Raw genomic sequence first — 20,320 nt, 5'->3', positions numbered from 1 at the left:
TCCCAAAGAAGGTCAGGAAGGGCGCGTGCTTCAGCTGCTGATCGCTGCGAATGCCTGTTCGAGGTCCGCGATCAAATCCTCGACGTCCTCGATGCCGCAGGAGAGGCGCAGCAGGTTGACCGGAACGGCGAGCTCGGTGCCCTTCACGGAGGCGTGGGTCATCTCGGAGGGGTAGTTCATGAGGGATTCGATACCGCCCAGGGATTCGGCCAGGGTAAACACGCGGGTGTTCTCCGCGACCGCACGTGCCGCGGCTTCACCGCCCTTGAACTGCACGGAGACCATGCCGCCGAACTTCTTCATCTGCTTCTTCGCCAGCTCGTGGCCGGGGTGGTCCGGAAGGCCCGGGTACAGCACGGCTTCCACCTCGGGACGCTGCAGCAACCATTCGGCCACGGCCTGGGCGTTCTCGCTGTGCCGGTCCATGCGCACGCCGAGGGTCTTCAGGCCGCGGGTGGTCAGGAAGGCGTCCATCGGGCCGGAGACCGCGCCGACGGCGAACTGTACGAAGCCGATCTTCTCCGCCAGCTCCGGATCATTGACGACGACGGCGCCGCCCACCACGTCGGAGTGGCCACCGATGTACTTCGTGGTGGAGTGGACCACGATGTCGGCACCCAAGGCGAGCGGGTTCTGCAGGTACGGGGACGCGAAGGTGTTGTCGACCACCAGGAGGGCACCGGCGTCGTGCGCGATCGCGGCGAGGGCCTCGATGTCGGTAATCCGCATCATCGGGTTGGACGGCGTCTCCACCCACACAATCCGGGCCTTGTTCGCGGAGACGGCGTCGCGCACGGCGTCGAGATTGGCCATGTCCACCGGGGTGTTGCCGATGCCCCACTCCCCCAGCACGCGGTTGATGAGCCGGTAGCTGCCGCCGTAAGCGTCGTTGCCGAGCACGATGTGGTCGCCGGGGCGGGCCACCGCGCGGATCAGCGAATCCTCGGCGGCGAGCCCGGAGCCGAAGCTGAAGGCGTGGCTGCCGCCTTCGAGCGCGGCAAGCTGTTCCTGCAGGGCGTCGCGGGTGGGGTTGCCGCCGCGGCCGTATTCGTAGCCGTCGCGCAGCCCGCCGATGCCGTCCTGGGCATAGGTGGAGCTGAAGTGCAGCGGCGGAACCACCGCGCCGGTGCGGGGTTCGAAGGCCTGGCCGGCGTGCACGGCGCGGGTGTTGAAGCCCTGGTTTTCAGAGGCGGACATGGTGCTCCTTTTCGAGTAATGGGGGCCTCGGTGATCGAGCCCAACCACCGGTGATCGAGCCTGTCGAGATCCAGGTTTCGACAAGCTCAACCAGCGGAGAACAAGCTCAACCACCGGTTTGTTTAGCTGCTCAGGTACGCGAGCAGGTCGTGGCGGGTCAGGATGCCCACGGGGGCGCCGGCGAAGGTCACCATCACGGTGTCCACCTCGGACAGCAGCTCGCGGGCCGCGGAAATGGTCTCCAGCGAACCGATCACCGGCAGCCGTTCCCCCATGTGCTCGGAAATCTTGTCGGCCAGCTTCGCTTCGCCGCGGAAGAGCTTGGAGGTCAGCGACCGTTCGTCCACGGCGCCGAGGACCTCGCCCATCACCACGGGCGGCTCTGCCGAAAGGACCGGGATGTGCGAGACGCCGAACTCGTTCATGATGTTGATGACATCGCGCACGGTCTCGTTCGGATGGATGTGGACCAGGTCCGGCAGCTCACCGGTCTTGGACTTCAGGACCTCGCCCACGGAGGCTTCTTCGCCGCCGGAGAGGAAGCCATAGGAGCGCATCCACTGGTCATTGAAGATCTTGGCCAGGTAGCCGCGGCCGGAATCCGGCAGGATCACGACGACGACGGCCTCCTCCGGGAGGTCCTTCGCCGCCTTGAGCGCGGCCGCTACGGCCATGCCTGAGGAGCCGCCGACCAGCAGGCCTTCCTCGCGGGCCAGGCGGCGGGTCATGGCGAAGGAATCGGCATCGCTGACGGCGATGACGTCGTCCGGGACGGTCTTGTCGTAGTTGTCCGGCCACATGTCCTCGCCGACGCCTTCGACGAAGTAGGGCCGCCCGGTCCCGCCCGAGTACACCGAACCTTCGGGGTCCGCACCGATCACCTTGACGCGGCCGCCGTCGGCCTCCGAACGGTCAGCGGAGATCTCCTTGAGGTAGCGCCCGGTGCCGGTGATGGTGCCGCCGGTGCCGGCGCCGATCACCACGTGGGTGACCTTGCCGTCGGTGTCGCGCCAGATTTCCGGGCCGGTGGATTCATAGTGGCTGCCCGGGGCGGCGGGGTTGGAGAACTGGTCCGGCTTGTAGGCGCCGGGGATCTCGCTGACCAGGCGGTCCGAGACGCCGTAGTAGCTTTGCGGGCTGTCCGGGGCCACGGAGGTGGGCGTCACCACGACTTCTGCGCCGTAGGCCTGCAGCACGGCCCGTTTGTCCTCGCCCACTTTGTCCGGGACCACGAAGATGCACTTGTAGCCCTTCTGCTGCGCCACCAGCGCCAGGCCCACGCCGGTGTTGCCGGAGGTGGGTTCAACGATGGTGCCGCCGGGCTTGAGCTTGCCGGTGCGCTCGGCTTCTTCGACCATCTTCACCGCAATACGGTCCTTGATGGATCCGCCGGGGTTGATGTATTCGAGTTTCACCAGGACCGTGGCCTTGATGCCCTCGGTGACGTGGTTCAGCTTGATGAGCGGCGTATTGCCAATGAGGTCCAGAACGGACTCGGCGTACTTCATGGGTACAAAGGTACCGCTTCGGCTGGCGGGGGCAGCACAAGGAAACCCGGTCGGGCTTCCCGGGTTTCCTTGCGGTGTCTACTTCCCTGCGGACTCGTCCGTCTGCCAGAGGCCCAGGATGTTCCCTTCGGTGTCCTTGAAGTAGGCGTACCAGCCCATTCCGGGCACGGCGTCCTTGCCCTTGTGCACTGAGCCGCCCACGGACTCAATCTGCGTCAGGGCTGCATCGATGTCCTCGACGTCCACCGTGAGCACCGGGGTCTGCAGTTCCGGCGAGCGCGTGAACAGCGCGCCGTTGATGGCGCCGGGCGACTTCGGCATGCCGGTCTGCTCATCCGACGGCGTGGTCATGGCGATGGTGTAATCCATCTCCGGCATCGGGTTGAGCGTCCAGCCGAACGCCCCCTGGTAGAAATTGCTGGCCCGGCCGGAATCTTCGGCGGGAATTTCGAAATGTACTACTCCACCCATGGCGTTACTCCTGTACGTTTCGGGAAAGGCGCGGCGCCCCGCACCACAAACGCGAGTCTAGGCCCGTGTTCCCTGCTGCGTAAGGGACTCCGGGAACTTCCTGTCACTCCCCCGTGGGACCATGGATCCATGACCATCGCCAGCGCCCCCGCCGCCCTCGCGGCCGCCGCGGACGCATCGTTGCGCTGGTATCCCGGCGGTCCGTTCAACCTCCTGCAGAGCCTGGGAATCCTCATGCGCGGCAACGGCGATCCGTCCTTCGCCCACCGCCCGGACGGACTCTGGATGGCGCTCACGACGCCGGACGGTCCTGCCACGCTGCGGCTCACCGCCGTTTCCGGAACTGCTTCCGGCGCGGACGGTTTCGTCGACGCACAGGCTTGGGGCCCTGGCGCGGGGGCCGCGGTCGCCGGAGCGCCGCGCCTGCTCGGCCGGGACGATGACTGGTCCGCCTTCGATGAGCCCACCTTCCAGGCAGGGCTCCCCCGCCTTGTCATTGAAGCCCGACGCCGGAACCCGGGCCTGCGCCTGCCCGCCACCGGCCGGGTGGTCGACTCACTGGTGCCCACCATCCTGGAACAGAAGGTCACCACCATCGAGGCCCGCCGCGGCTACCGCTACCTCATGTACCGCTACGGAGCCGCAGCGCCCGCCGCCGGCCGCCACACGCCGTCGGGCCTTCTTGTCGCTCCGACCGCGGAACAGTGGCTGGGCATCCCGTCCTGGGAATGGCACAAGGCAGGCGTTGGGCCGCAGCGCTCAGCTACGGTGATGCGGGCGCTGCGTTCGGCGGCCGCGCTGGAGCGGCTGGCCTCGCTGGACGCGGCGGAGGCCGGGGCCAAGCTGCAGACCATTCCAGGAATCGGGATCTGGACCGCGGCCGAGGTCCTGCAGCGCACGCATGGCTGCCCGGATTCGATCGCCGTGGGCGACTACCACCTGGCGTCCTATGTGGGCTATGCGTTGACGGGAGAGAAAACCGACGACGCCGGCATGCTCGCCCTGATGGAGCCATGGCGCGGGCACCGGCAACGGGTAGTCCGCATGCTGGGGCTCAGCGGTTTCCGCAAACCGGCATTCGGGCCGCGGATGACCATCCAGGACCACCGCGGCCACTGAGCCTCACGGACGTTGGCTCAGGGGCGCTGACTCAGGGGCGCCGCTCGCTGAGGTGGACCGTCACTTCATCGCCCTCCGCCTTGCCGATCTTCCGGCGCAGTTCGGCGGTGATCGGAAGCTTGTGCGTTCCGTCGCCGAGCGCCATGAAGGAGCTTTCAAATGCTTCGCCGTCCACGGTGCCGCTGACCCGGACCAGCCCGCGGGTTCCGAAGAACTCGGCCGAGCCATCCATTTGCACGTACGTCCAGCCGCCTTTCGCGGGGCTGGTCACGAGCGTGGCCGTGAAGGTCACGTCCAGCGGCCCGGGGGCCTTTGCGCCGCTGTTCTCTGCCTCATCCATGTGGTGCATCCTTATCCTTGCCGTAAGCGCCCAGGGGTGCAGCCGAGCTTAGAGTCCCAGCCGGGCCACCGCTTCCTCGCGCATTTCCACCTTGCGGACCTTGCCGGAGACCGTCATCGGGAAGCTCTCCCGGATGTCCAGGTACCGGGGGACCTTGAAATGGGCCAGCTTGCCGCGGCAGAAGTCCCGCAGCTGCTCTTCGTCCAGGGCTTCGGCGCCGGGTTTGAGGATGATGCAGGCCATCAGTTCTTCGCCGTACTTTTCGTCCGGCACGCCGATCACCTGGACGTCCTGGATGGACGGATGCCGGAACAGGAATTCTTCGATTTCGCGCGGGTAGATGTTCTCGCCGCCGCGGATCACCATGTCCTTGATGCGGCCTTCAATGACCACGTAACCGTCACCGTCCATGCGGGCCAGGTCGCCGGTGTGCATCCAGCCTTCGTCGTCGATGGCTTCGGCGGTCTTCTCCGGCTGCTCCCAGTAGCCCTTCATCGCCGCGTAGCCGCGGGTGCAGAGTTCGCCGATGGCGCCGCGCTCCACGGTTTCCCCGCTTGCCGGATCCACGATCTTCGATTCCAGGTGCGGCATGGTCCGGCCAACCGTGGAAGTGCGGTGCTCCAGGCTGTCCCCGGCCCGGGTCATGGTGGACACCGGCGAGGTTTCGGTCATGCCATAGCAAATGGCCACGTCCCGCATGTGCATCTCGCCGATGACGCGCTCCATGACCTCCACGGGGCAGAGCGAACCTGCCATCACGCCGGTGCGGAGGGTGGACAGCTCGTATTGCGCAAAGTCCGGCAGTGCGAGCTCGGCGATGAACATCGTGGGTACGCCGTACAGCGACGTCCCACCGAAATCCTGCACCGCCTGCAACGCCGCCGCCGGGCTGAAGCCGCGGCCGGGGATGATGGTGGCGGCCCCGAAGCTCAGCGCATTCAGGTTGCCGATCACCATGCCGAAGCAATGGTAGAACGGCACCGGGATCACCACGCGGTCCTGTTCCGTGTAGCCGAGCAGGCTGCCGATCTGGTGGCCGTTGTTGAGGATGTTGTGGTGCGTGAGCGTGGCGCCTTTCGGGAAGCCCGTGGTCCCGGAGGTGTACTGGATGTTGATGGCGTCCCGCGGGTCCAGCGCGGCCATGCGCTCGGCAAGGGCCGACGCCGGCACCTCCTCCGCGAGCTCCAGCAGTCCCGCATAGGCGGACTCACTGTCGTCCTCCGGAATTCCGGCGGCCAGCCCCTCGAGGCCGTGGTCCGGCAGGAAGACCAGTTCACGCAATTCGGGGCAATGCGGCAGCGCCTGCCGTGCCATTCCAACGTAGTCGCTGTTCTTGTCCGTGGGAGCCAGGACCAGCATGCGCATGCCGTTCTGCTTGAGCACGAATTCCAGTTCGTGGGCGCGGTAGGCCGGGTTGACGTTGACCAGCACCGCGCCGATCTTCGCCGTCGCGTACTGCAGGATGGTCCATTCGGCGCAGTTCGGGCTCCAGATGCCCACCCGCTCGCCCTTGGCAACGCCCATGGCGAGCAAAGCGCGGGCGAGGCGGTCGACGTCGTCGTTCAACTCCGCATAGCTCCAGCGGCGGGGTGTCCCGCCCGGCGGCGCGGCCTCGATCAGGGCGTCCCGGTCCGGGAAGCGTGCCGCGAGGCGTTCGAAGTTGGCGCCGATGGTTTCATCAAGCAGCGGGACAGCGGCGTCCCCGGCTGTGTAGGAAAGAGCGGAGGAGGAAAGCATGACGGCACGCTACCAAGCCCCCGTCCGGGCCGGAAGCGCTGCACCCGGGACCGCCGCGAAATCTTTCCGGAGCCGGGCCGCCCTGCCGGTAAGGTGAAGGCCATGAGTGCACCCATTGACCTGCAGGCAACCTTCATCCCCAACGACGGCGAATTCTTCCGTGTGAAGCTCGCCCTGGAAATCGCGATCGACGAGGTCGTGAACGAGCCCGGCTGCCTCCGCTACGAACTGACCGAAGCAACAGAGGAGAAGCTGGTCCTCACGGAACAGTGGGCCTCCGAGGAAGACCTCGAGAAGCACTCCAAGGGCATCGCGGTGCAGGACCTCAATGAGTCCCTGAGCGCCCTGCTGGCCGAGCCGGTCAAGATCGAACGCCTCTAAGTTCCTCCTTAAACACGGATGGCCGCCCGTTTCCGGGCGGCCATCCGTGTTTAAGCGTCAGGAGTTTTCGGCGCGCATCTTGGCGACGTGCGCGTGGACTTCTTCCATGTCCAGGCCCTTGACTGCCTCGATGACCTGGTCCAGCTGCGGGCCGTTCAGGGCGCCGGGCTGGGAAAACACCAGCACCTTTTCGCGGAACGCCATAAGGGTGGGAATGGAGGAAATTCCTGCTTCGGCCGCGAGCTGCTGCTCGGCCTCGGTGTCCACCTTGGCGAAGAAAACATCCGGGTGCTTCTCCGAGGCGGCCTTGAAGGTGGGGGCGAACTGGCGGCAGGGACCGCACCATTCCGCCCAGAAATCCACCAGGACAATATCGTTGCCCTCAATGGTTGCTGCGAACTGTTCACCGGTGATGTCAACTGTAGCCATGCTTCCACCGTACGCGAGCCTGTCCGTGAAGTCGCCCCCTGTTCGCTGCCCGGCGAAGCGGGAATAAAGCCCGACGGCGGCTCTTGAAGCCGGGCACCGCCGGTCACCAGAGGTGCGGGGCCGGCTTCCGGGCGCCGGGCAGGGCGTTGTTCTCCCGCCATTCGTGGATCCAGTCCGGCAGCTCCAACGAAGCCGGCGGTGCACCGAATTCGGCCAGGATGTCCTCCTGGCTGACGGGCCGTCCCTTGTCCACGAGCCGGGTGGCGATGTGCGCGCGGGCGTAGATTTCGCCATCGGCCACCATGCGCTGTTCGAAGTAGATCGCCTTGGAGTCCAGGCCGATGATCCTCGATTCAATCGTGTAGCGCTGCCACAGCTGGAGGGATTTGCGGAAAGCGATGGTCTCGCCGGAAACCACGGGGCTCCAGCCGCGGCTACGCATCCGTTCCCAGATCCCGGCACGGACCATGAGGTCGAAACGGCCGAGGTCCATGAGGGAGAAGTACATGCCGTTGTTGACGTGCATCGCGATGTCGATGTCGGTGGGCAGGACCCGCAGCGGAAGGGACGATTCCTCCCACACGCTCAGACGGCTCCGCCGGGACGAGGTAAACAGCAGCAGGAGAGTTCGCAGAAGCAGGTGCATTCCCCAATGCTACTCACCAGTAACATCGGCTGGCCAGCCCCTTTCCGGGTTCAGCCCCGGCCTGGCGGGCCCTAGGATGCCGGTATGACGCAAGCACGCTACCGGGACCTGGCCGAATGGCCGCTCATGGCCACCGCGCTGGTTTTCCTGACGGCCTACGCCTGGCAAGTGGTCGCCCGGCTCGAAGGGGATGCCGCTACGCCCTTCGAAGTGGTCATGTGGGTCACCTGGGGTATTTTCGTGGTCGACTACGGGATCAACCTGTGGCTCGCGGAGGACCGGAAGCGGTGGTTCCTCTGGAACCTGCACGAACTGCTGATCGTGGTGCTCCCGTTCTTCCGGCCCCTGCGCCTGCTGCGCCTGGTGACGGTCCTGTCCGTACTGCACCGCACCGTGGGCGAAACCCTGCGCGGCCGGGTGGCCATCTACGTGGCGGGCTCGGCAGTCCTCCTGGTCCTGATCGGCGCCCTGGCGGTGCTGGACGTGGAACAACGGGCGCCCGATGCGAAGATCCTCACCCTCGGCGACGCCGCATGGTGGGCCATCACCACCATCACCACGGTGGGCTACGGCGACCTCTATCCCGTGACTCCCCTGGGCCGGATCGTCGCGGCCGCACTCATGATGAGCGGAATCGCCGTGATCGGCATGGTCACGGCGTCGATTGCGTCGTGGCTGGTGCAGCGGATCGAGCAGAACACCGAAGCCGCCGTCGCGGCCTCGGAGGAGCCGGTGCGCAACGAAATGGCGGAACTGCTGGACGAGGTGGCCGCCCTGCGCCGGGAAATCGCGGAGCTGCGGGGGCGGGACGGGGACACTGCCGAGGCTACCGAGCGGGCCTAGGAACTACCCGCACCCACAGCTGCCCCGGACAATCATCCTGACCGGGAGGACCACCGATTTGTTGTCGCTGGTTTCACCTGAACTCCTGGCGATCAGCATGTCCGCGGCCAACCTGCCGATCTCGCTCATCGGTTGCCGGACCGTGGTGAGGCCCGGAGTGGAAACCGCACCGGCCACCACGCCGTCGAATCCTGTGACAGCAACGCTTCCCGGAACAGGAACACCCAAGGCCCCCAAGGCATCGATCACTTCGAGAGCAACGATGTCCGAGGCGCAAACGAAGGCCTGGGGCAATGTTCCGGCGTCAATCAAGCGGCTCAACTCCGGCTTGATGGTGGCCGGGGCATACGCCAGGTCCGGCCGCAGCTTGACGCCACTACCCTCCAGGACCGAGTTGAAAGCTCCTCTGCGTTCCTCGCTGTCCGCATTGCTGGCCGAGGAAACATAGACGAAGTCATCCAGGCCATGCTCCGACATCAGGTGCGAAGCAATCATCTCCATCCCGGACGCGTTGTCTGCCGTTATGTGGCAGTAGTCTCCTCCGTCATCGCCGGAAGCGAATTCAACCACCGGGATCCGCCGGGCTACGTGGGCCAGGGTTTCGGCAGGCAGCCTTCGTGGGAACACCGCCAGGCCGTCGACGCGTCCGGCGATCTCGGTGATGATGCTTTCGCTGAGGCCGTCCTTCCGTCCGCCAAGAATGATCTCGAATCCACGGCGCCAGCATTCCAGTTCAAAGCCCCGCTGGACTTCGTCCAAGTACACCGGGAACAGCCGGAAGTCGTCATACGGTTCACCTTGGAGGAGGTGGCTTTCCGGCAGCGTGCCACCTGCTGGAACCCGGCGGTCCGCGGCATTCCACAAGAAGTCGTAGGCGAAAAGGCCCAGTGTTCCCGTACGGCCCCTGGCCAGACTCCGCGCGCTGACGTTGGGAACGTAGCCAAGCTTCCTGGCGGCGGCCAGGACCACCTCGCGGGTGGATTCCTTGACCCGGCCGGGGTTTCGGAACGTGAAGGACACCGTCGCTGTGGATACGCCCGCGGCCGCTGCCACGTCGTAAACCGTCGGGCTCTTGGTCATTGCGTTAGTGGCTCCATTGTGGTGACAGTCTGAGATGCATACTACCGGCCTGCAATGGCAGGCCGTTCCGCAAAGTCCAAGCGTGCAAGCCCGGCTGCCACGCCGTCGTCGTGAATCGAGGGAAGGACCTCGGAGGCAGCGTCCTGAACCTCGGCAGGCGCCTGGCCAAGGGCGAAGCCGTGCCCGGAGGCCGCCGCCCAGCGCAACATCTCGATGTCGTTCCGGCCGTCGCCGAACACGACCACGTCGGAAGGGTCGACGCCGAGGAGCTGCCTGAGTTGTTCGAGCGCGGTCGCTTTGTCCACCCCTTGGGGAGCGAGGTCCAAATAGGATGCCCGGCCGATTGAGTAAGCCGCGTGATCCAGGCCGAGACCTGCCATGATGGCGAAGAATTCCTCCGTTCCTGTTTCAGGGGCAGCAACCACCACGCGGGTCGCCTGCCGGCCGAGGAGTTCCTCAAAACGAACCCTGCGCGAGTTGGGATCCGGGCCGGTTTCGCCCGCCAGCCCCGGCAACGCCTCCGTGTACAGGAAATTGCCGTGCTCGTCCTCCACCGCGTAGAGCGCATCCGGCAGGCAGGCCCGCAGGGTGTGGAGGGCCTCGGTGGGGTCGTAGGTGGCGACGAAGTCCTTGCGGTAGTTCCCCGCTGCGGAGGCGTCACGGCGGATGGTGATGGCCCCGTTGCAGCACACGGCGTACTCGGGAGTGATGCCGAGCCTGTCCAGGACCTTGATCACGCTCGCGACAGGTCGTCCCGTCGCGAGCGTGATCGCATCGCCACCTGCGGCGATTCTCCTGATCTGTTCGGCAACAGCCGGACTGATCCGGCCATCGTCGTGCATGATCGTTCCATCGACGTCGAGCGCGACGAGACGACGGCGGGAGGACGCAGGTGCCGTTGCCATCAGAGGCTGGTCTTGCCGTCGAAGGCCTTGGCCAGGTAGGACAGGTCCACAATTCCCTTGACGTCAGCCGGGACAGGTGTCTGGCCCGAGGCCTTCATCGCGGGCAGCATCTTGGCCTCCAGCAGCGCGGTGTCCATGTTGAGCAGGCCCTTCGACTTGGTGAGGGCGCTCTGGATCAGCGGAGCCTGGAGCTCGTTCTGGCGGATCTGCTGCTTGAGGTCCAAGCCAAGGTCTGCGCCGTACTTCTCGACGCACAGTTTGGCCGCGATGGACGGGTCGGCGATGTTGTCCTGCCAGCCACGGACGCTGGCGCGCAGGAATTTGACGATCGCTTCCTCGTTGGCGCCGGCGAACTTGCCGGTGGTGACAATGACGTCCGCGTAGGAGGGCAGGCCCAGCTCGCTGTAGGTGACCGTCACATAGTCCTTGTCCTTGACGAGGCCGAACTGGGTCTCCAGCGTGGTGGGCTGGTTGGTCACATAGCAGGTGTAGGCATCGCCCTGCCCGTCGACCAAGGGCGAAGGATCGAAGCCGGCCGGCACCAGTTCGTAACTGGCCTTGGGCAGGCCCGCCAGTTGCATGATCGCGTCAAGGTATGGCTGGGTTCCGCCTTGGCCAAGCACTTTGGCGCCTACCAGGTCCTTCGGAGTCCGGATCGGCTTCTTGCTCAACGAGACGATGCCACCAGGGCTGTCCTGGAAGACCGCTCCCAGGATCTTGAGGTCGTTACCCTTGGCGGCCGCGACGATCGTGTCGCCCATGGACGGCGAAAGGCCGATTTCGGCGTTGCCTGCAGCCAGGCTCTGGGCGGCCGACGGTGCGTTCGCGCCGCCGGGAAGGAACTCGATCTCAAGTCCCTCGTCCTTGTAGTAGCCGCGGTCATCAGCAATGAAGTAGCCGCCGAATTCGACGTTGGATACCCAGCCGAGGGTGATGCGGAGCTTGGTGGCTCCGGCCGCCGGGGACGAGACGGCGGGGCTGCAGGATGTCAGGGCACCGGCCGTGGCGAGGGCACCGAGACCGAGGCCTGCGCCAAGGAGGCTGCGGCGGGAAAAAGTGGTGTTGTTCATGGTGGAGCTCCTGTTCGAACGGGTGTGGAGTGATTCCGGGCGGGACGGCGTGGGCTATTTGAAGCGCACGGCAACGCGGTCTTCGAGCCGTTTGGTGAGGGCGAAGACGATGATCGACACGATGGAGGTGATGCAGGCGATGGCCCACACGGTCACGGTGTCGCTGCGGACGATCGAATCGGTGATCAACTGGCCGAGTCCGCCGATGGAGAGCAGGTATTGCGCCAGGATCACGGCGCCGATGGCGAAGGGCGCGGTCATCCGGATGGCGGCGAGCAGGCCCGGAACTGCCTGCGGCAGGAGGAGCCGGGCCAGGGTGGTCCAGCGGCTCGCCCCAAAGACGCGGAACACGTCCTCGGAGGAGCCGTTCGCTTGCCTGAGCCGGGCAAGGACCAGGACAAAAGCGGGAAAGAAGGAGAGCAGCATGACGATCACGATGACCGTGATTTCGTTGTAGCCCACCAGCCTGCCGATCACTGGCAGCATGGCCACCACCGGGACGGCCTGCAGGACGCTGGTGGTTGGTGTGATCAACCCGTCCAGGATGGAGGAATACCAGACCAGGATTGCCAGGACGCAGCCAACCGCCAGGCCCAGGATTGTCCCCGGGACGGCCAGCGCCACCGTGATAAAGGTGGGTTCGGCGAACTTGGCCACGTTGTTGGACACGTAGGACGCGACGCTCAACGGCCTCGGCAGCAACAGGTCCGTGTAGCCGTTGACGACCGCCACAAGGTCCCAGGCCAGGAGCAGGACGATGATCGGCCAGCCCCGGGCGAGGATGCGGCCAAGAACCGGGAGTACCTTGCTCATGCGAACCTCCTTCCGACCAGCTTCTGGATGGCCACCATGGTGTAGAAGGCGAGCAGCGAGACGAGGGCCGCCGTCAGCGCGACGACGAACAGCAGCTTCACCTGGAAGTTCTGCATCGAGCTGATCATCAGCACGCCCAGCCCGCTCGGGGCACCGAACCACTCGCCAAGGACAGCCCCGAGGACGGCGCCGGAACCGGCCAGGGTGAGGCCGCCCAGCAGGCTGGGCACGGCGCTGGGAAGGCTGAGCCTGATGATGTGCTGGAGCCTCGAAGCCCCGGACACGGTGAAGAAGTCCGAATGGGCCGGCGAGACTGCCAGCAGCCCTGACGCTGTCGCTACGAACATCGCGAATCCGGCGCCAAGTGCCGCGGTGAGCACCGACATCCCTTGCGGCCCGACCAGCGTGATCAGCAGCGGCGCGAGCGCCACGAGCGGGATGGTGTTCAGGATCGACGCCGTCTGGTCCAGTCCGGGCCGAAGCACCGGAAAGAGGAAGCCGAGGAAGCCCACGGCCACACCCGCCACGGAGCCGATGAGGAGGCCCGTTCCGGCCGAGACCAGCGTGGCGCCGAGTGAGCGGAACAGCAGGGCGCTGTTCAGTTTGTTGCCCAGGACCGAGAAGATGGCGTCGCTGGGGGCCGGCCAGGCCTTACCGGCGAGCCCCAGTCTTCCGATGAGTTCTGCTGCGAGGATCAGGGCCAGCGCGCCGAGGATACCGAGAAGGATTTTCTTTCCGCGGGAGCTCATGAGGCGTCCAGCATCCGGGTCAAGCGGTCCACCACGTGGTGGAATTCGTCGGTCCGTTCCAGACCTTCGGTACGGGCGGTATCGAAGGAAAGGACCTCCTCGTGGCGTATGCGGCCCGGGTTCGCGGCCAGGACCACAACACGCTGGGCAAGGAAGACAGCTTCCTCGACGTCGTGGGTGACCAGGACGGTGGTGGTGCGCTCCTCACTCCAGATCCGTGCGAGTTCAAGGTTCATCCTGCGCCGCGTTACGGCGTCGAGGGCGCCGAACGGTTCGTCGAGCAGAAGCACCTCGGGTTTCAGGACCAGTGAGCGGGCAATCGAGGCGCGCTGCCGCATTCCGCCCGAAAGCTGCCGCGGGAAGGCGTCGCGGAACCTGGCCAGTCCGACGAGTTCCAGGAGATCGTCGATACGTGCCTTGTCCACGGGGCGCTTGGCCAACTGGTACGGAAGTGAAACGTTCTGGAAGACAGTGAGCCAGGGAAGCAGCGCATGGTCCTGGAACGCGACCCCGAGCCTGTGCTCATTGACGAGTTCCCGGGGCCCGCGTCCGTTGACGGCGAGCTTGCCTGCGGTGGGCTCTTCAAGGCCGGCAACCATTCTGAGAATGGTTGACTTTCCGCACCCGGACGGGCCGAGCAGTGCAAGGAATTCTCCTTGCGCGACGTCGAGGGTGACGTCTTTGAGGGCGGTGAATGTCTTGCGTTTCTCCAAGGAGAAGGTCTTTTCAACGCGGTCGAGCGATATGCCTGATGCACTCATGACCGGTCCCTTTCGATTGCACGGCAAGGGGCCGTGGTTCGGACAGATACTTAGTGGTTGCCGCTTACCGGCTGCGCGGCCGGAGCTCGCTGTGGCCCCGGCATCACTTGTTACGCGCTTAGATTTCGTTCTCAAAAAATTGGCCTCATACGGCCGGCTGCTTTTAAGCGTAGGTGTCGATTGTTTCGGCCAAATGAAGCCCGCGTTACTCCTTCGCTCCCGTTTTCAGGGAGCCCTTCGGGGAACCGCCGGCGATCACCGAGGAATACACCAAACCCGAATCCTTGACCGTGCGGACATGTGTTTCGTAGTCGACATGGACCATGCCGAAGCGCTTGTCGTAACCCCAGGCCCATTCATAGTTGTCCAGCAGGGACCAGAGGAAGTAACCGCGGACGTCCGCCCCTTCATCAATTGCCGCCGCAACGCACTCAAGGTGGTCCAACACGTACTGGGTGCGTTCCGGATCGTGGACCCGGCCGCCCTCGGTGATGTCGTCGTCGAACGCTGCTCCGTTCTCCGTCACGTACATCGGCGGCAGCTCCGGGTACTCCCGCCCCAGCCGGGTAAGCAGCTGCCGCAGTCCGTCCGGGTTGATTTCCCAGTCCATCCCGGTACGCGGCAGGCCGCGCGAGGGGAAGGTGATGTGTTCGGACCCGACGTACGGCGAGGCGATCTTGCGGTCCGTGGCCGTGGCAAAGCCGGCGTCACCCGCAGGAAGCGGATGACCGGAGATGCTGTCATCGTGGTAATAGTTCACCCCCAGGAAGTCGATCGGCGCGGAGATGGTTTCAAGGTCGCCGTCATGGACGAGGTCATCAAAACCAAGCCCCTCGACGTCGGCCCGGAAGTCCTCCGGGTACTCCCCCAGGATCAGCGGCTCCAGGTAGATGCGGTTCTGCAGGGCGTCGAACCGGCGGGCCGCGTCGACGTCCACCGGATCCGCCGGGTCAGCGGGGATGGCGTTGGACAGGTTGAGGGTGATGCCGATGTTCTGCGCCCCAAGGGCCCGGAGGGTGCGGGTGGCAAGGCCATGGGCCAGGTTCTGGTGGTGCACCGAGGCCAGGCCCGCTTCGCGTGACGTCCGGCCGGGCGCGTGGAGCCCGGCGGCATAGGACAGCAATGAGGAACAGAACGGCTCATTGAAGGTGGTCCAGTGCTGCACACGGTCACCGAGTGCCGCGTAAACCGTCTCCGCGTAGTCCTGGAAACGGAATGCGGTGTCGCGGCTTGCCCAGCCGCCCTTGTCCTCCACCGCCTGGGGCATGTCCCAGTGATACAGGGTCAGCCACGGGAGGATGCCGGCGTCCAGGAGTTCGTCCACCAACCGGGAGTAGAAATCCAGGCCGGACTGGTTCACTGCACGGTCCCCCGGCTTGATCCGCGACCAACTCGTGGAAAAGCGGTATGAGCCGAGGCCCAGGTGTTTCATGAGGGCCACATCCTCCGGCATGCGGTGATAGTGGTCGACGGCGACTTCCGGAGTATCGCCGTTCGCGATCGCGCCGGGTACGCGCGAGAAGACATCCCAAATGCTGTCTTCCTTGCCGTCAAGATGAGCCGCGCCCTCGATCTGGGCAGCCGCCGTGGCGGATCCCCACAGGAAGCCGTCCGGCCATCTGCGCGCGCCAAGCACGGCAGCTTGTTCCAGCTGTGAAGCCGGAAGATTCGGGACAATCACGAAGGTCCTCCTTGGATACGGTCGATCTATGGCGCGTCGTTGTTACGCGCTTAGATTACGTGGCCAAGATTTCCGGGATGTAAATGGCTGCAGAGTGGACTGATGAGCAGCACGGGACCTCCGTCGCCGCTTCAAGGCAACAAAAAATCCCCGGAACCATGTGGTTCCGGGGATTTCCTTTGGTGGCAGATGAGGGATTCGAACCCCCGTAGGCAGTGCCAGCTGATTTACAGTCAGCCCCCTTTGGCCGCTCGGGTAATCTGCCGAACTTCAAAAGAAGATCACTCACAGCACCGGATCCGTTTCCGTCTCCGTAACCGCGAGCAAGACAACCTTACAGAACTTCTGCCGAAGAATCGAATCGAGGGCAAAAAGCCCGGAAATCAGCGGATCCCGGCCCGTCACAGCCGTGGCCGGCCACAGGGCAGCTCAGGCCTGCCCGAGGATCCGGCCCGCCAGCTTCTCTTCGAAGCGCACGGCCTGCTCGGCAGTGAGCTGCCGCAGCTCAACCGCCCGCTGCAGGTCCGCATGGACCCCCTCAAGGCGGGTGGCGGCGTCGGGCACGGGGCTCAGGACCACCGAAGCCGCGACGGCGGCAGCAGCGACCGCGGTTCCTGCGGCGGCGGCCGCAACTCCCAGGGTTGTGGCGGCTGCCGTGGCGGAGCGTGTGACGTAGCGGACCGGATTCTTGTTCATGGGGGTTTCCTCCAGGGATTGATTCCTCCAACGGGTACAACTCTGCGACGCCCGCCTCAGTTCCTGCCGTGGCTGAGCTGTGAGCGAACTGTGACCATGTGCTGCGCCTCCCGGGTGCGCGTACTAGGCTGGATGGCAGACCAGAGCGCCCGCGGGGCACCGCGGAGACGCAATCCACCCACATTCCAAGGAGAGTCATGGCAGGCGAATCCACATTCGACGTCGTCAGCAAGGTAGACAAGCAGGAAGTCGCCAACGCGCTCAACCAGTCCCAGAAGGAAATCGCCCAGCGTTACGACTTCAAGGGCGTGGGCGCCGAGATCGACTTCAGCGGCGAAAAGATCCTCATGAAGGCCAACTCCGAGGAGCGCGTCAAGGCCGTCCTGGACGTCTTCCAGTCCAAGCTGATCAAGCGCGGCATCTCCCTCAAGTCCCTGGACGAGGGCGAGCCCTACGCCTCCGGCAAGGAATACCGCCTGGAGTGCTCCATCAAGGAAGGCATCGCACAGGACATCGCGAAGAAGATCAACAAGATCATCCGCGACGAAGCCCCCAAGTCCGTCAAGTCCCAGATCCAGGGCGACGAACTGCGCGTCACCTCCAAGTCCCGCGATGACCTGCAGGCAACCATGGCCATCCTGAAGAACTTCGAGGAAGCCGACCTGCAGTTCGTGAACTTCCGCAGCTAATCGCGGCCGCGCAAGGTTTCGATACGCAAAATCCCTGGTGACCCCGGAATTCGGGTGTCGCCAGGGATTTTTCGTGTCGAAAAGGGTCCAGCGCGTCGGAGCCTAGCTGAGCGGGCGCCCCGCCATCTGTTCCAGCCGCTGGATCCGCTCCCGCATCGGCGGGTGGGTTGCGAAGAGCTTGGTGATCGCGCCGCCGCGGAACGGGTTGGCGATCATCAGGTGCGAGGCGTTCACCAGGCGCTGGTCCTGCGGGAGCGGCACCTGGGCCACGCCGGATTCGATCTTGCGCAGGGCGGAGGCGAGCGCCAGTGGATCGCCGGTGAGCTCGGCCCCGTCCTCGTCGGCGTCGTACTCGCGGGTGCGGGAGATCGCCATCTGGATCAGCGAGGCCGCGAAGGGCGCCAGCAGCGCGAGCGCGATCATCGCGATCGGGTTGGCGTTGCGGCGGTCGTCCGAGCCGCCGCCGAAGAACAGCAGCATCTGGCCCACCGAGGTGATGACGCCCGCGACGGCGGCCGCCACGGAAGAGGTCAGGATGTCGCGGTTGTAGACGTGCATGAGTTCGTGGCCGAGGACGCCGCGCAGCTCTCGGGCGTCGAGCATGTGCAGGATGCCCTCGGTGCAGCACACGGCGGCGTTCTTCGGGTTGCGGCCTGTGGCGAAGGCGTTGGGCGTCATGGTGGGCGAAACGTAAATCCGCGGCATGGGCTGGTTTGCCCGCACGGACAGTTCCCGGACGATCTGGTACAGCCCGGGCGCCTGCGCCTCCGTCACGGGGTAGGCCTGCATGGAGCGCAGTGCGATTTTGTCGCTGTTCCAGTAGCCGTACGCGGTGGTGCCCACGCCGATCAGGGCCATGATCCAGATGGGCGCGGAGCTGCGGGTCCCGGCGCCGATCAACGCGCCCAGGCCCAGCAGCACCGCCCAAAGGACGCCGAACAGGGCCGCGGTCTTCAATCCGTTGTGGTGGTTGTGCACGTCATGCTTTCTCGGGTGGGTTTGCCTTCGGAGATGTTAACGACGACGGCGGGCCGGCTGTTCCGCTGCGGCCTCCTTACGGTGTGGGGTGCTGCGCGTCGTACTGCAGGAATCCCTTTTGCCTCCGCGCCACGAGCGTGGAGACCACAATGCACAGGGCACCGCCCAACAGGAGGACCCAGCCTTCGCTGAGGACCTTGGTGACGCCGCCGGACAACATGTCGCCGATCCTGGGGCCGCCGGCCACCACGACGATGAACACGCCCTGGAGCCGGCCGCGGAGATGGTCGGGCGTGGCGGACTGCAGGATGGTGGTCCGGAAGACGGCACTCACGGAATCCGAAATGCCCGCCAGGGCGCAGCACAGGGCCGCAGGGAGCAGCCACCAGGTGACGCCGTCGCGCCCTGATCCCCCGGCGAGGACCACCACCAGGCCGAACGCCCCGATCGAGAACCCCCAGCCCGCTACGGACCAGACCACGGCCGCGCCCTGGCGGCGGACCCGGCCGAGCGGGCCGGAGAACAGCCCGGCAAGGAAGGCGCCCACCGCCGTCGACGCAAGCAGAACGCCCACGGTGGTTTCGCCGCCACCGATCATGGTGGCGGCGATCGCGGGCATGAGGGCGCGCGGCTGGGCGCAGATCATGGCGATCAGGTCGATCACGAAGGTCATGCGGACGTTGGGCCGGGTGCCGAGGAAGCGGAAGCCCTCCACCACCGAGCGCAGCCCGGGCCGGCCGGCCTTCTCCGAAGGTGGCAGCGCAGGCAGCTTGAAGAGGCCCCACAGGGCAAAGGTGAAGCTAAGGACATCGATGGTGTAAGTCCAGCCGAAGCCGATGGACGCCACGAGCACGCCCGCCAGCAAGGGCCCGGCGGTCATGGACAGGCCCATGGTGAGCATGCTGAGGGCGTTAGCCGCGGGCAGCAGTTCCCTGCGCACCAGCAAGGGGATGATCGCGCTGCGGGCCGGGGCGTTGATGCCCTGCGCGCCGCTCTGCACGGCCACCAGGAAATACAGGACCCATACATTGCCGAGTTCCAGCCACGCCTGCAGCGCGAGTCCGGCCGTGCTCAGCCACAGCACCAGGGACGCGGCGATCGCCACTTTCCGGCGGTCGAAGGCGTCGGCAATGGAACCGCCGAATAGCCCGGCCACCACCAACGGCACCAGCGCAAAGATGCTCAGCAGGCCCACGTAGAGGCTCTGCTGGGTGAGGCGGTACACCTCGAGGCTCACGGCGACGAGCGTCAGCTGGGAACCGACGGCAGCCACGGACGAACCCAGCCACAGGCGCCGGAACGCCGGACTCTCACGGAGCGGGGTGATGTCTGCCAGAAGTTTCGCCACTGCCCCACCCTACCCAGTCGGCTGCCCGGATCACGGAGCGGACTCCCGGATGGCGCCGTCTCTTGCTAGGCTCCGGAGTCGGGGGAAAGGAGAAGGGATGCCCTTGGCACGGCGCCTGCTCTTCCGTTCGAGCATGTGGGAGGTTGCGCGCCCGCGGACCCCGCTCACGGAAGGCCACTTCATGGTGCGCCTGAGCGACCCCGCCACCCCCTTCACCCAGGAATCCGCCGCCGACTGGCTGCTCTGCTATTCCGCCGCCCGCGCCGCCCTCAATGACGTCCTCCACAGCACCCTGTGCAGCGTCATGTTCCCGTTCCGCTGGCACCCGCTCGGCTCCGCGATCGGCGAGCCCGCCGCCGAATCTTCCACCCCCGGCTTCCATCTCTTCGCGCGCTGGCCGGGGGAAACCACGACGCCGGGCGGGCAGCTCGCGCTGCCGGCGCACCGCCGTCGGGCAGCCGGGCCGTTTGATGACCTCGACGCCGAACTGCGGCTCGCGCTGCGGGAGGCGGCCGCCAGCCACCGCGCGTCCGGGCCGCTTGCTTCGGGGCCGCTTGCTTCCGGAGGCGACTCCCGGCGGAGTGTCCGCTGGGTTCCCGGCCACGGTACCGCCCCAGGCCACCATGTCCTGGTCCCGGAACCGGGATCCGGGGCGATTTCCGGGCTGCCGCCGTCGTCCCTTCTGTCCCTGGCTGCCGCGCTGGAGGCGCTGCCTACCAGCGGCGGCGTCACCGGATTCAGCTGCGTCATGGCCGATCCGGCGCACTCCGGGGGCCGCTTGGAGCTGCATGCCTTGGGCCGTTCCGCGGGCGAGGAACGCAATCCTTGGGAGTCCTTGAAAAATTTGCCGCAAATTAGCCTCGCCTTATTGTGATCTTC

At 65.8% G+C, this 20,320-nt stretch carries 22 protein-coding genes and 1 tRNA gene; 5 read left to right on the top strand and 18 right to left on the bottom strand.

Annotated features, from left to right (window positions below; all coding sequences use genetic code 11):
• Nucleotides 1–30 precede the first annotated feature (30 nt).
• The 3 genes from BIU82_RS15315 to BIU82_RS15305 all read right to left on the bottom strand — a co-directional run bounded on the left by BIU82_RS15315 (nucleotide 31) and on the right by BIU82_RS15305 (nucleotide 3,176).
• Entirely contained in the window at nucleotides 31–1,197 is a 1,167-nt protein-coding gene (locus BIU82_RS15315) for a cystathionine gamma-synthase (protein WP_070350287.1), read from the bottom strand.
• A 122-nt stretch (nucleotides 1,198–1,319) separates the two neighbouring features.
• On the bottom strand, nucleotides 1,320–2,705 hold the full coding sequence (locus tag BIU82_RS15310) for a cystathionine beta-synthase (RefSeq protein ID WP_070350286.1): 1,386 nt from the start codon (nucleotides 2,703–2,705) through the stop codon (nucleotides 1,320–1,322).
• A 78-nt stretch (nucleotides 2,706–2,783) separates the two neighbouring features.
• Nucleotides 2,784–3,176 (bottom strand): VOC family protein, encoded by a 393-nt coding sequence (locus BIU82_RS15305; protein ID WP_070350285.1) that lies wholly within the window; start codon nucleotides 3,174–3,176, stop codon nucleotides 2,784–2,786.
• A gap of 129 nt (nucleotides 3,177–3,305) precedes the next feature.
• On the opposite strand from BIU82_RS15305, the gene BIU82_RS15300 reads away from it, so the two are divergent.
• The gene (locus tag BIU82_RS15300) at nucleotides 3,306–4,295 is read left to right on the top strand and encodes a 3-methyladenine DNA glycosylase (protein WP_070350284.1); all 990 of its coding nucleotides are present in this window, start codon (nucleotides 3,306–3,308) and stop codon (nucleotides 4,293–4,295) included.
• Nucleotides 4,296–4,326: 31 nt separating this feature from the next.
• Here BIU82_RS15300 and BIU82_RS15295 read toward each other — a convergent pair whose 3' ends face one another.
• Both BIU82_RS15295 and BIU82_RS15290 read right to left on the bottom strand, forming a co-directional pair.
• The gene (locus BIU82_RS15295; RefSeq protein WP_070350283.1) at nucleotides 4,327–4,635 is read right to left on the bottom strand and encodes a DUF1905 domain-containing protein; all 309 of its coding nucleotides are present in this window, start codon (nucleotides 4,633–4,635) and stop codon (nucleotides 4,327–4,329) included.
• Nucleotides 4,636–4,683: 48 nt separating this feature from the next.
• Nucleotides 4,684–6,372: an AMP-binding protein gene (locus BIU82_RS15290; RefSeq protein WP_070350282.1), complete on the bottom strand. Its 1,689-nt coding sequence runs from the start codon at nucleotides 6,370–6,372 to the stop codon at nucleotides 4,684–4,686.
• Between the two features lie 102 nt (nucleotides 6,373–6,474).
• Between BIU82_RS15290 and BIU82_RS15285 the strand changes: the two genes are divergently transcribed.
• On the top strand, nucleotides 6,475–6,753 hold the full coding sequence (locus BIU82_RS15285; protein ID WP_070350442.1) for an antibiotic biosynthesis monooxygenase: 279 nt from the start codon (nucleotides 6,475–6,477) through the stop codon (nucleotides 6,751–6,753).
• A 57-nt stretch (nucleotides 6,754–6,810) separates the two neighbouring features.
• Here the strand turns inward: BIU82_RS15285 and BIU82_RS15280 are convergent, their stop codons facing one another.
• Nucleotides 6,811–7,182, bottom strand: a complete 372-nt coding sequence (locus tag BIU82_RS15280) for a thioredoxin domain-containing protein (RefSeq protein ID WP_070350281.1) — start codon at nucleotides 7,180–7,182, stop codon at nucleotides 6,811–6,813.
• A gap of 103 nt (nucleotides 7,183–7,285) precedes the next feature.
• A complete protein-coding gene (locus tag BIU82_RS15275; protein ID WP_070350280.1) occupies nucleotides 7,286–7,828 on the bottom strand; it encodes an acyl-CoA thioesterase in 543 nt (180 codons plus the stop codon).
• Between the two features lie 84 nt (nucleotides 7,829–7,912).
• On the opposite strand from BIU82_RS15275, the gene BIU82_RS15270 reads away from it, so the two are divergent.
• The gene (locus tag BIU82_RS15270; protein WP_070350279.1) at nucleotides 7,913–8,671 is read left to right on the top strand and encodes a potassium channel family protein; all 759 of its coding nucleotides are present in this window, start codon (nucleotides 7,913–7,915) and stop codon (nucleotides 8,669–8,671) included.
• A 3-nt stretch (nucleotides 8,672–8,674) separates the two neighbouring features.
• Here BIU82_RS15270 and BIU82_RS15265 read toward each other — a convergent pair whose 3' ends face one another.
• The 9 genes from BIU82_RS15265 to BIU82_RS15225 all read right to left on the bottom strand — a co-directional run bounded on the left by BIU82_RS15265 (nucleotide 8,675) and on the right by BIU82_RS15225 (nucleotide 16,426).
• Nucleotides 8,675–9,751 (bottom strand): LacI family DNA-binding transcriptional regulator, encoded by a 1,077-nt coding sequence (locus BIU82_RS15265; protein WP_070350278.1) that lies wholly within the window; start codon nucleotides 9,749–9,751, stop codon nucleotides 8,675–8,677.
• 41 nt (nucleotides 9,752–9,792) lie between these two features.
• Complete coding sequence (locus BIU82_RS15260; protein WP_070350277.1) at nucleotides 9,793–10,656, bottom strand: HAD family hydrolase; 864 nt, start codon at nucleotides 10,654–10,656, stop codon at nucleotides 9,793–9,795.
• Nucleotides 10,656–11,726, bottom strand: coding sequence for an ABC transporter substrate-binding protein (locus tag BIU82_RS15255; protein ID WP_070350276.1), 1,071 nt, complete (start codon nucleotides 11,724–11,726; stop codon nucleotides 10,656–10,658). The genes BIU82_RS15260 and BIU82_RS15255 overlap by 1 nt, the downstream gene beginning before the upstream one ends.
• 54 nt (nucleotides 11,727–11,780) lie before the next feature.
• A complete protein-coding gene (locus tag BIU82_RS15250) occupies nucleotides 11,781–12,539 on the bottom strand; it encodes an ABC transporter permease subunit (RefSeq protein WP_070350275.1) in 759 nt (252 codons plus the stop codon).
• Complete coding sequence (locus BIU82_RS15245) at nucleotides 12,536–13,288, bottom strand: ABC transporter permease subunit (RefSeq protein WP_070350274.1); 753 nt, start codon at nucleotides 13,286–13,288, stop codon at nucleotides 12,536–12,538. The genes BIU82_RS15250 and BIU82_RS15245 overlap by 4 nt, the downstream gene beginning before the upstream one ends.
• Nucleotides 13,285–14,049, bottom strand: coding sequence for an ABC transporter ATP-binding protein (locus BIU82_RS15240; protein ID WP_070350273.1), 765 nt, complete (start codon nucleotides 14,047–14,049; stop codon nucleotides 13,285–13,287). The genes BIU82_RS15245 and BIU82_RS15240 overlap by 4 nt, the downstream gene beginning before the upstream one ends.
• A gap of 205 nt (nucleotides 14,050–14,254) precedes the next feature.
• A complete protein-coding gene (locus BIU82_RS15235) occupies nucleotides 14,255–15,727 on the bottom strand; it encodes a GH1 family beta-glucosidase (protein ID WP_253182810.1) in 1,473 nt (490 codons plus the stop codon).
• Between the two features lie 183 nt (nucleotides 15,728–15,910).
• Nucleotides 15,911–15,995: transfer RNA gene (locus tag BIU82_RS15230), tRNA-Tyr, on the bottom strand.
• 164 nt (nucleotides 15,996–16,159) lie between these two features.
• Complete coding sequence (locus tag BIU82_RS15225) at nucleotides 16,160–16,426, bottom strand: hypothetical protein (RefSeq protein ID WP_070350272.1); 267 nt, start codon at nucleotides 16,424–16,426, stop codon at nucleotides 16,160–16,162.
• Nucleotides 16,427–16,623: 197 nt separating this feature from the next.
• Here BIU82_RS15225 and BIU82_RS15220 point away from each other — a divergent pair, with 197 nt between their 5' ends.
• Nucleotides 16,624–17,115, top strand: coding sequence for a YajQ family cyclic di-GMP-binding protein (locus tag BIU82_RS15220; RefSeq protein ID WP_070350271.1), 492 nt, complete (start codon nucleotides 16,624–16,626; stop codon nucleotides 17,113–17,115).
• Between the two features lie 102 nt (nucleotides 17,116–17,217).
• Here BIU82_RS15220 and htpX read toward each other — a convergent pair whose 3' ends face one another.
• Nucleotides 17,218–18,093 carry a zinc metalloprotease HtpX gene (gene htpX / locus BIU82_RS15215; protein ID WP_070350270.1) on the bottom strand — a complete coding sequence of 292 codons (876 nt, stop codon included), beginning with the start codon at nucleotides 18,091–18,093 and terminating at the stop codon, nucleotides 17,218–17,220.
• Nucleotides 18,094–18,169: 76 nt separating this feature from the next.
• On the bottom strand, nucleotides 18,170–19,441 hold the full coding sequence (locus BIU82_RS15210) for an MFS transporter (protein ID WP_070350269.1): 1,272 nt from the start codon (nucleotides 19,439–19,441) through the stop codon (nucleotides 18,170–18,172).
• Between the two features lie 97 nt (nucleotides 19,442–19,538).
• On the opposite strand from BIU82_RS15210, the gene BIU82_RS15205 reads away from it, so the two are divergent.
• Nucleotides 19,539–20,315 carry a hypothetical protein gene (locus tag BIU82_RS15205; protein ID WP_070350268.1) on the top strand — a complete coding sequence of 259 codons (777 nt, stop codon included), beginning with the start codon at nucleotides 19,539–19,541 and terminating at the stop codon, nucleotides 20,313–20,315.
• Nucleotides 20,316–20,320: the final 5 nt, after the last annotated feature.

The organism is Arthrobacter sp. SW1 (genome assembly GCF_001766675.1).
Taxonomy (GTDB): domain Bacteria; phylum Actinomycetota; class Actinomycetes; order Actinomycetales; family Micrococcaceae; genus Arthrobacter.
This window is presented reverse-complemented; position numbering and strand designations above follow the sequence as displayed.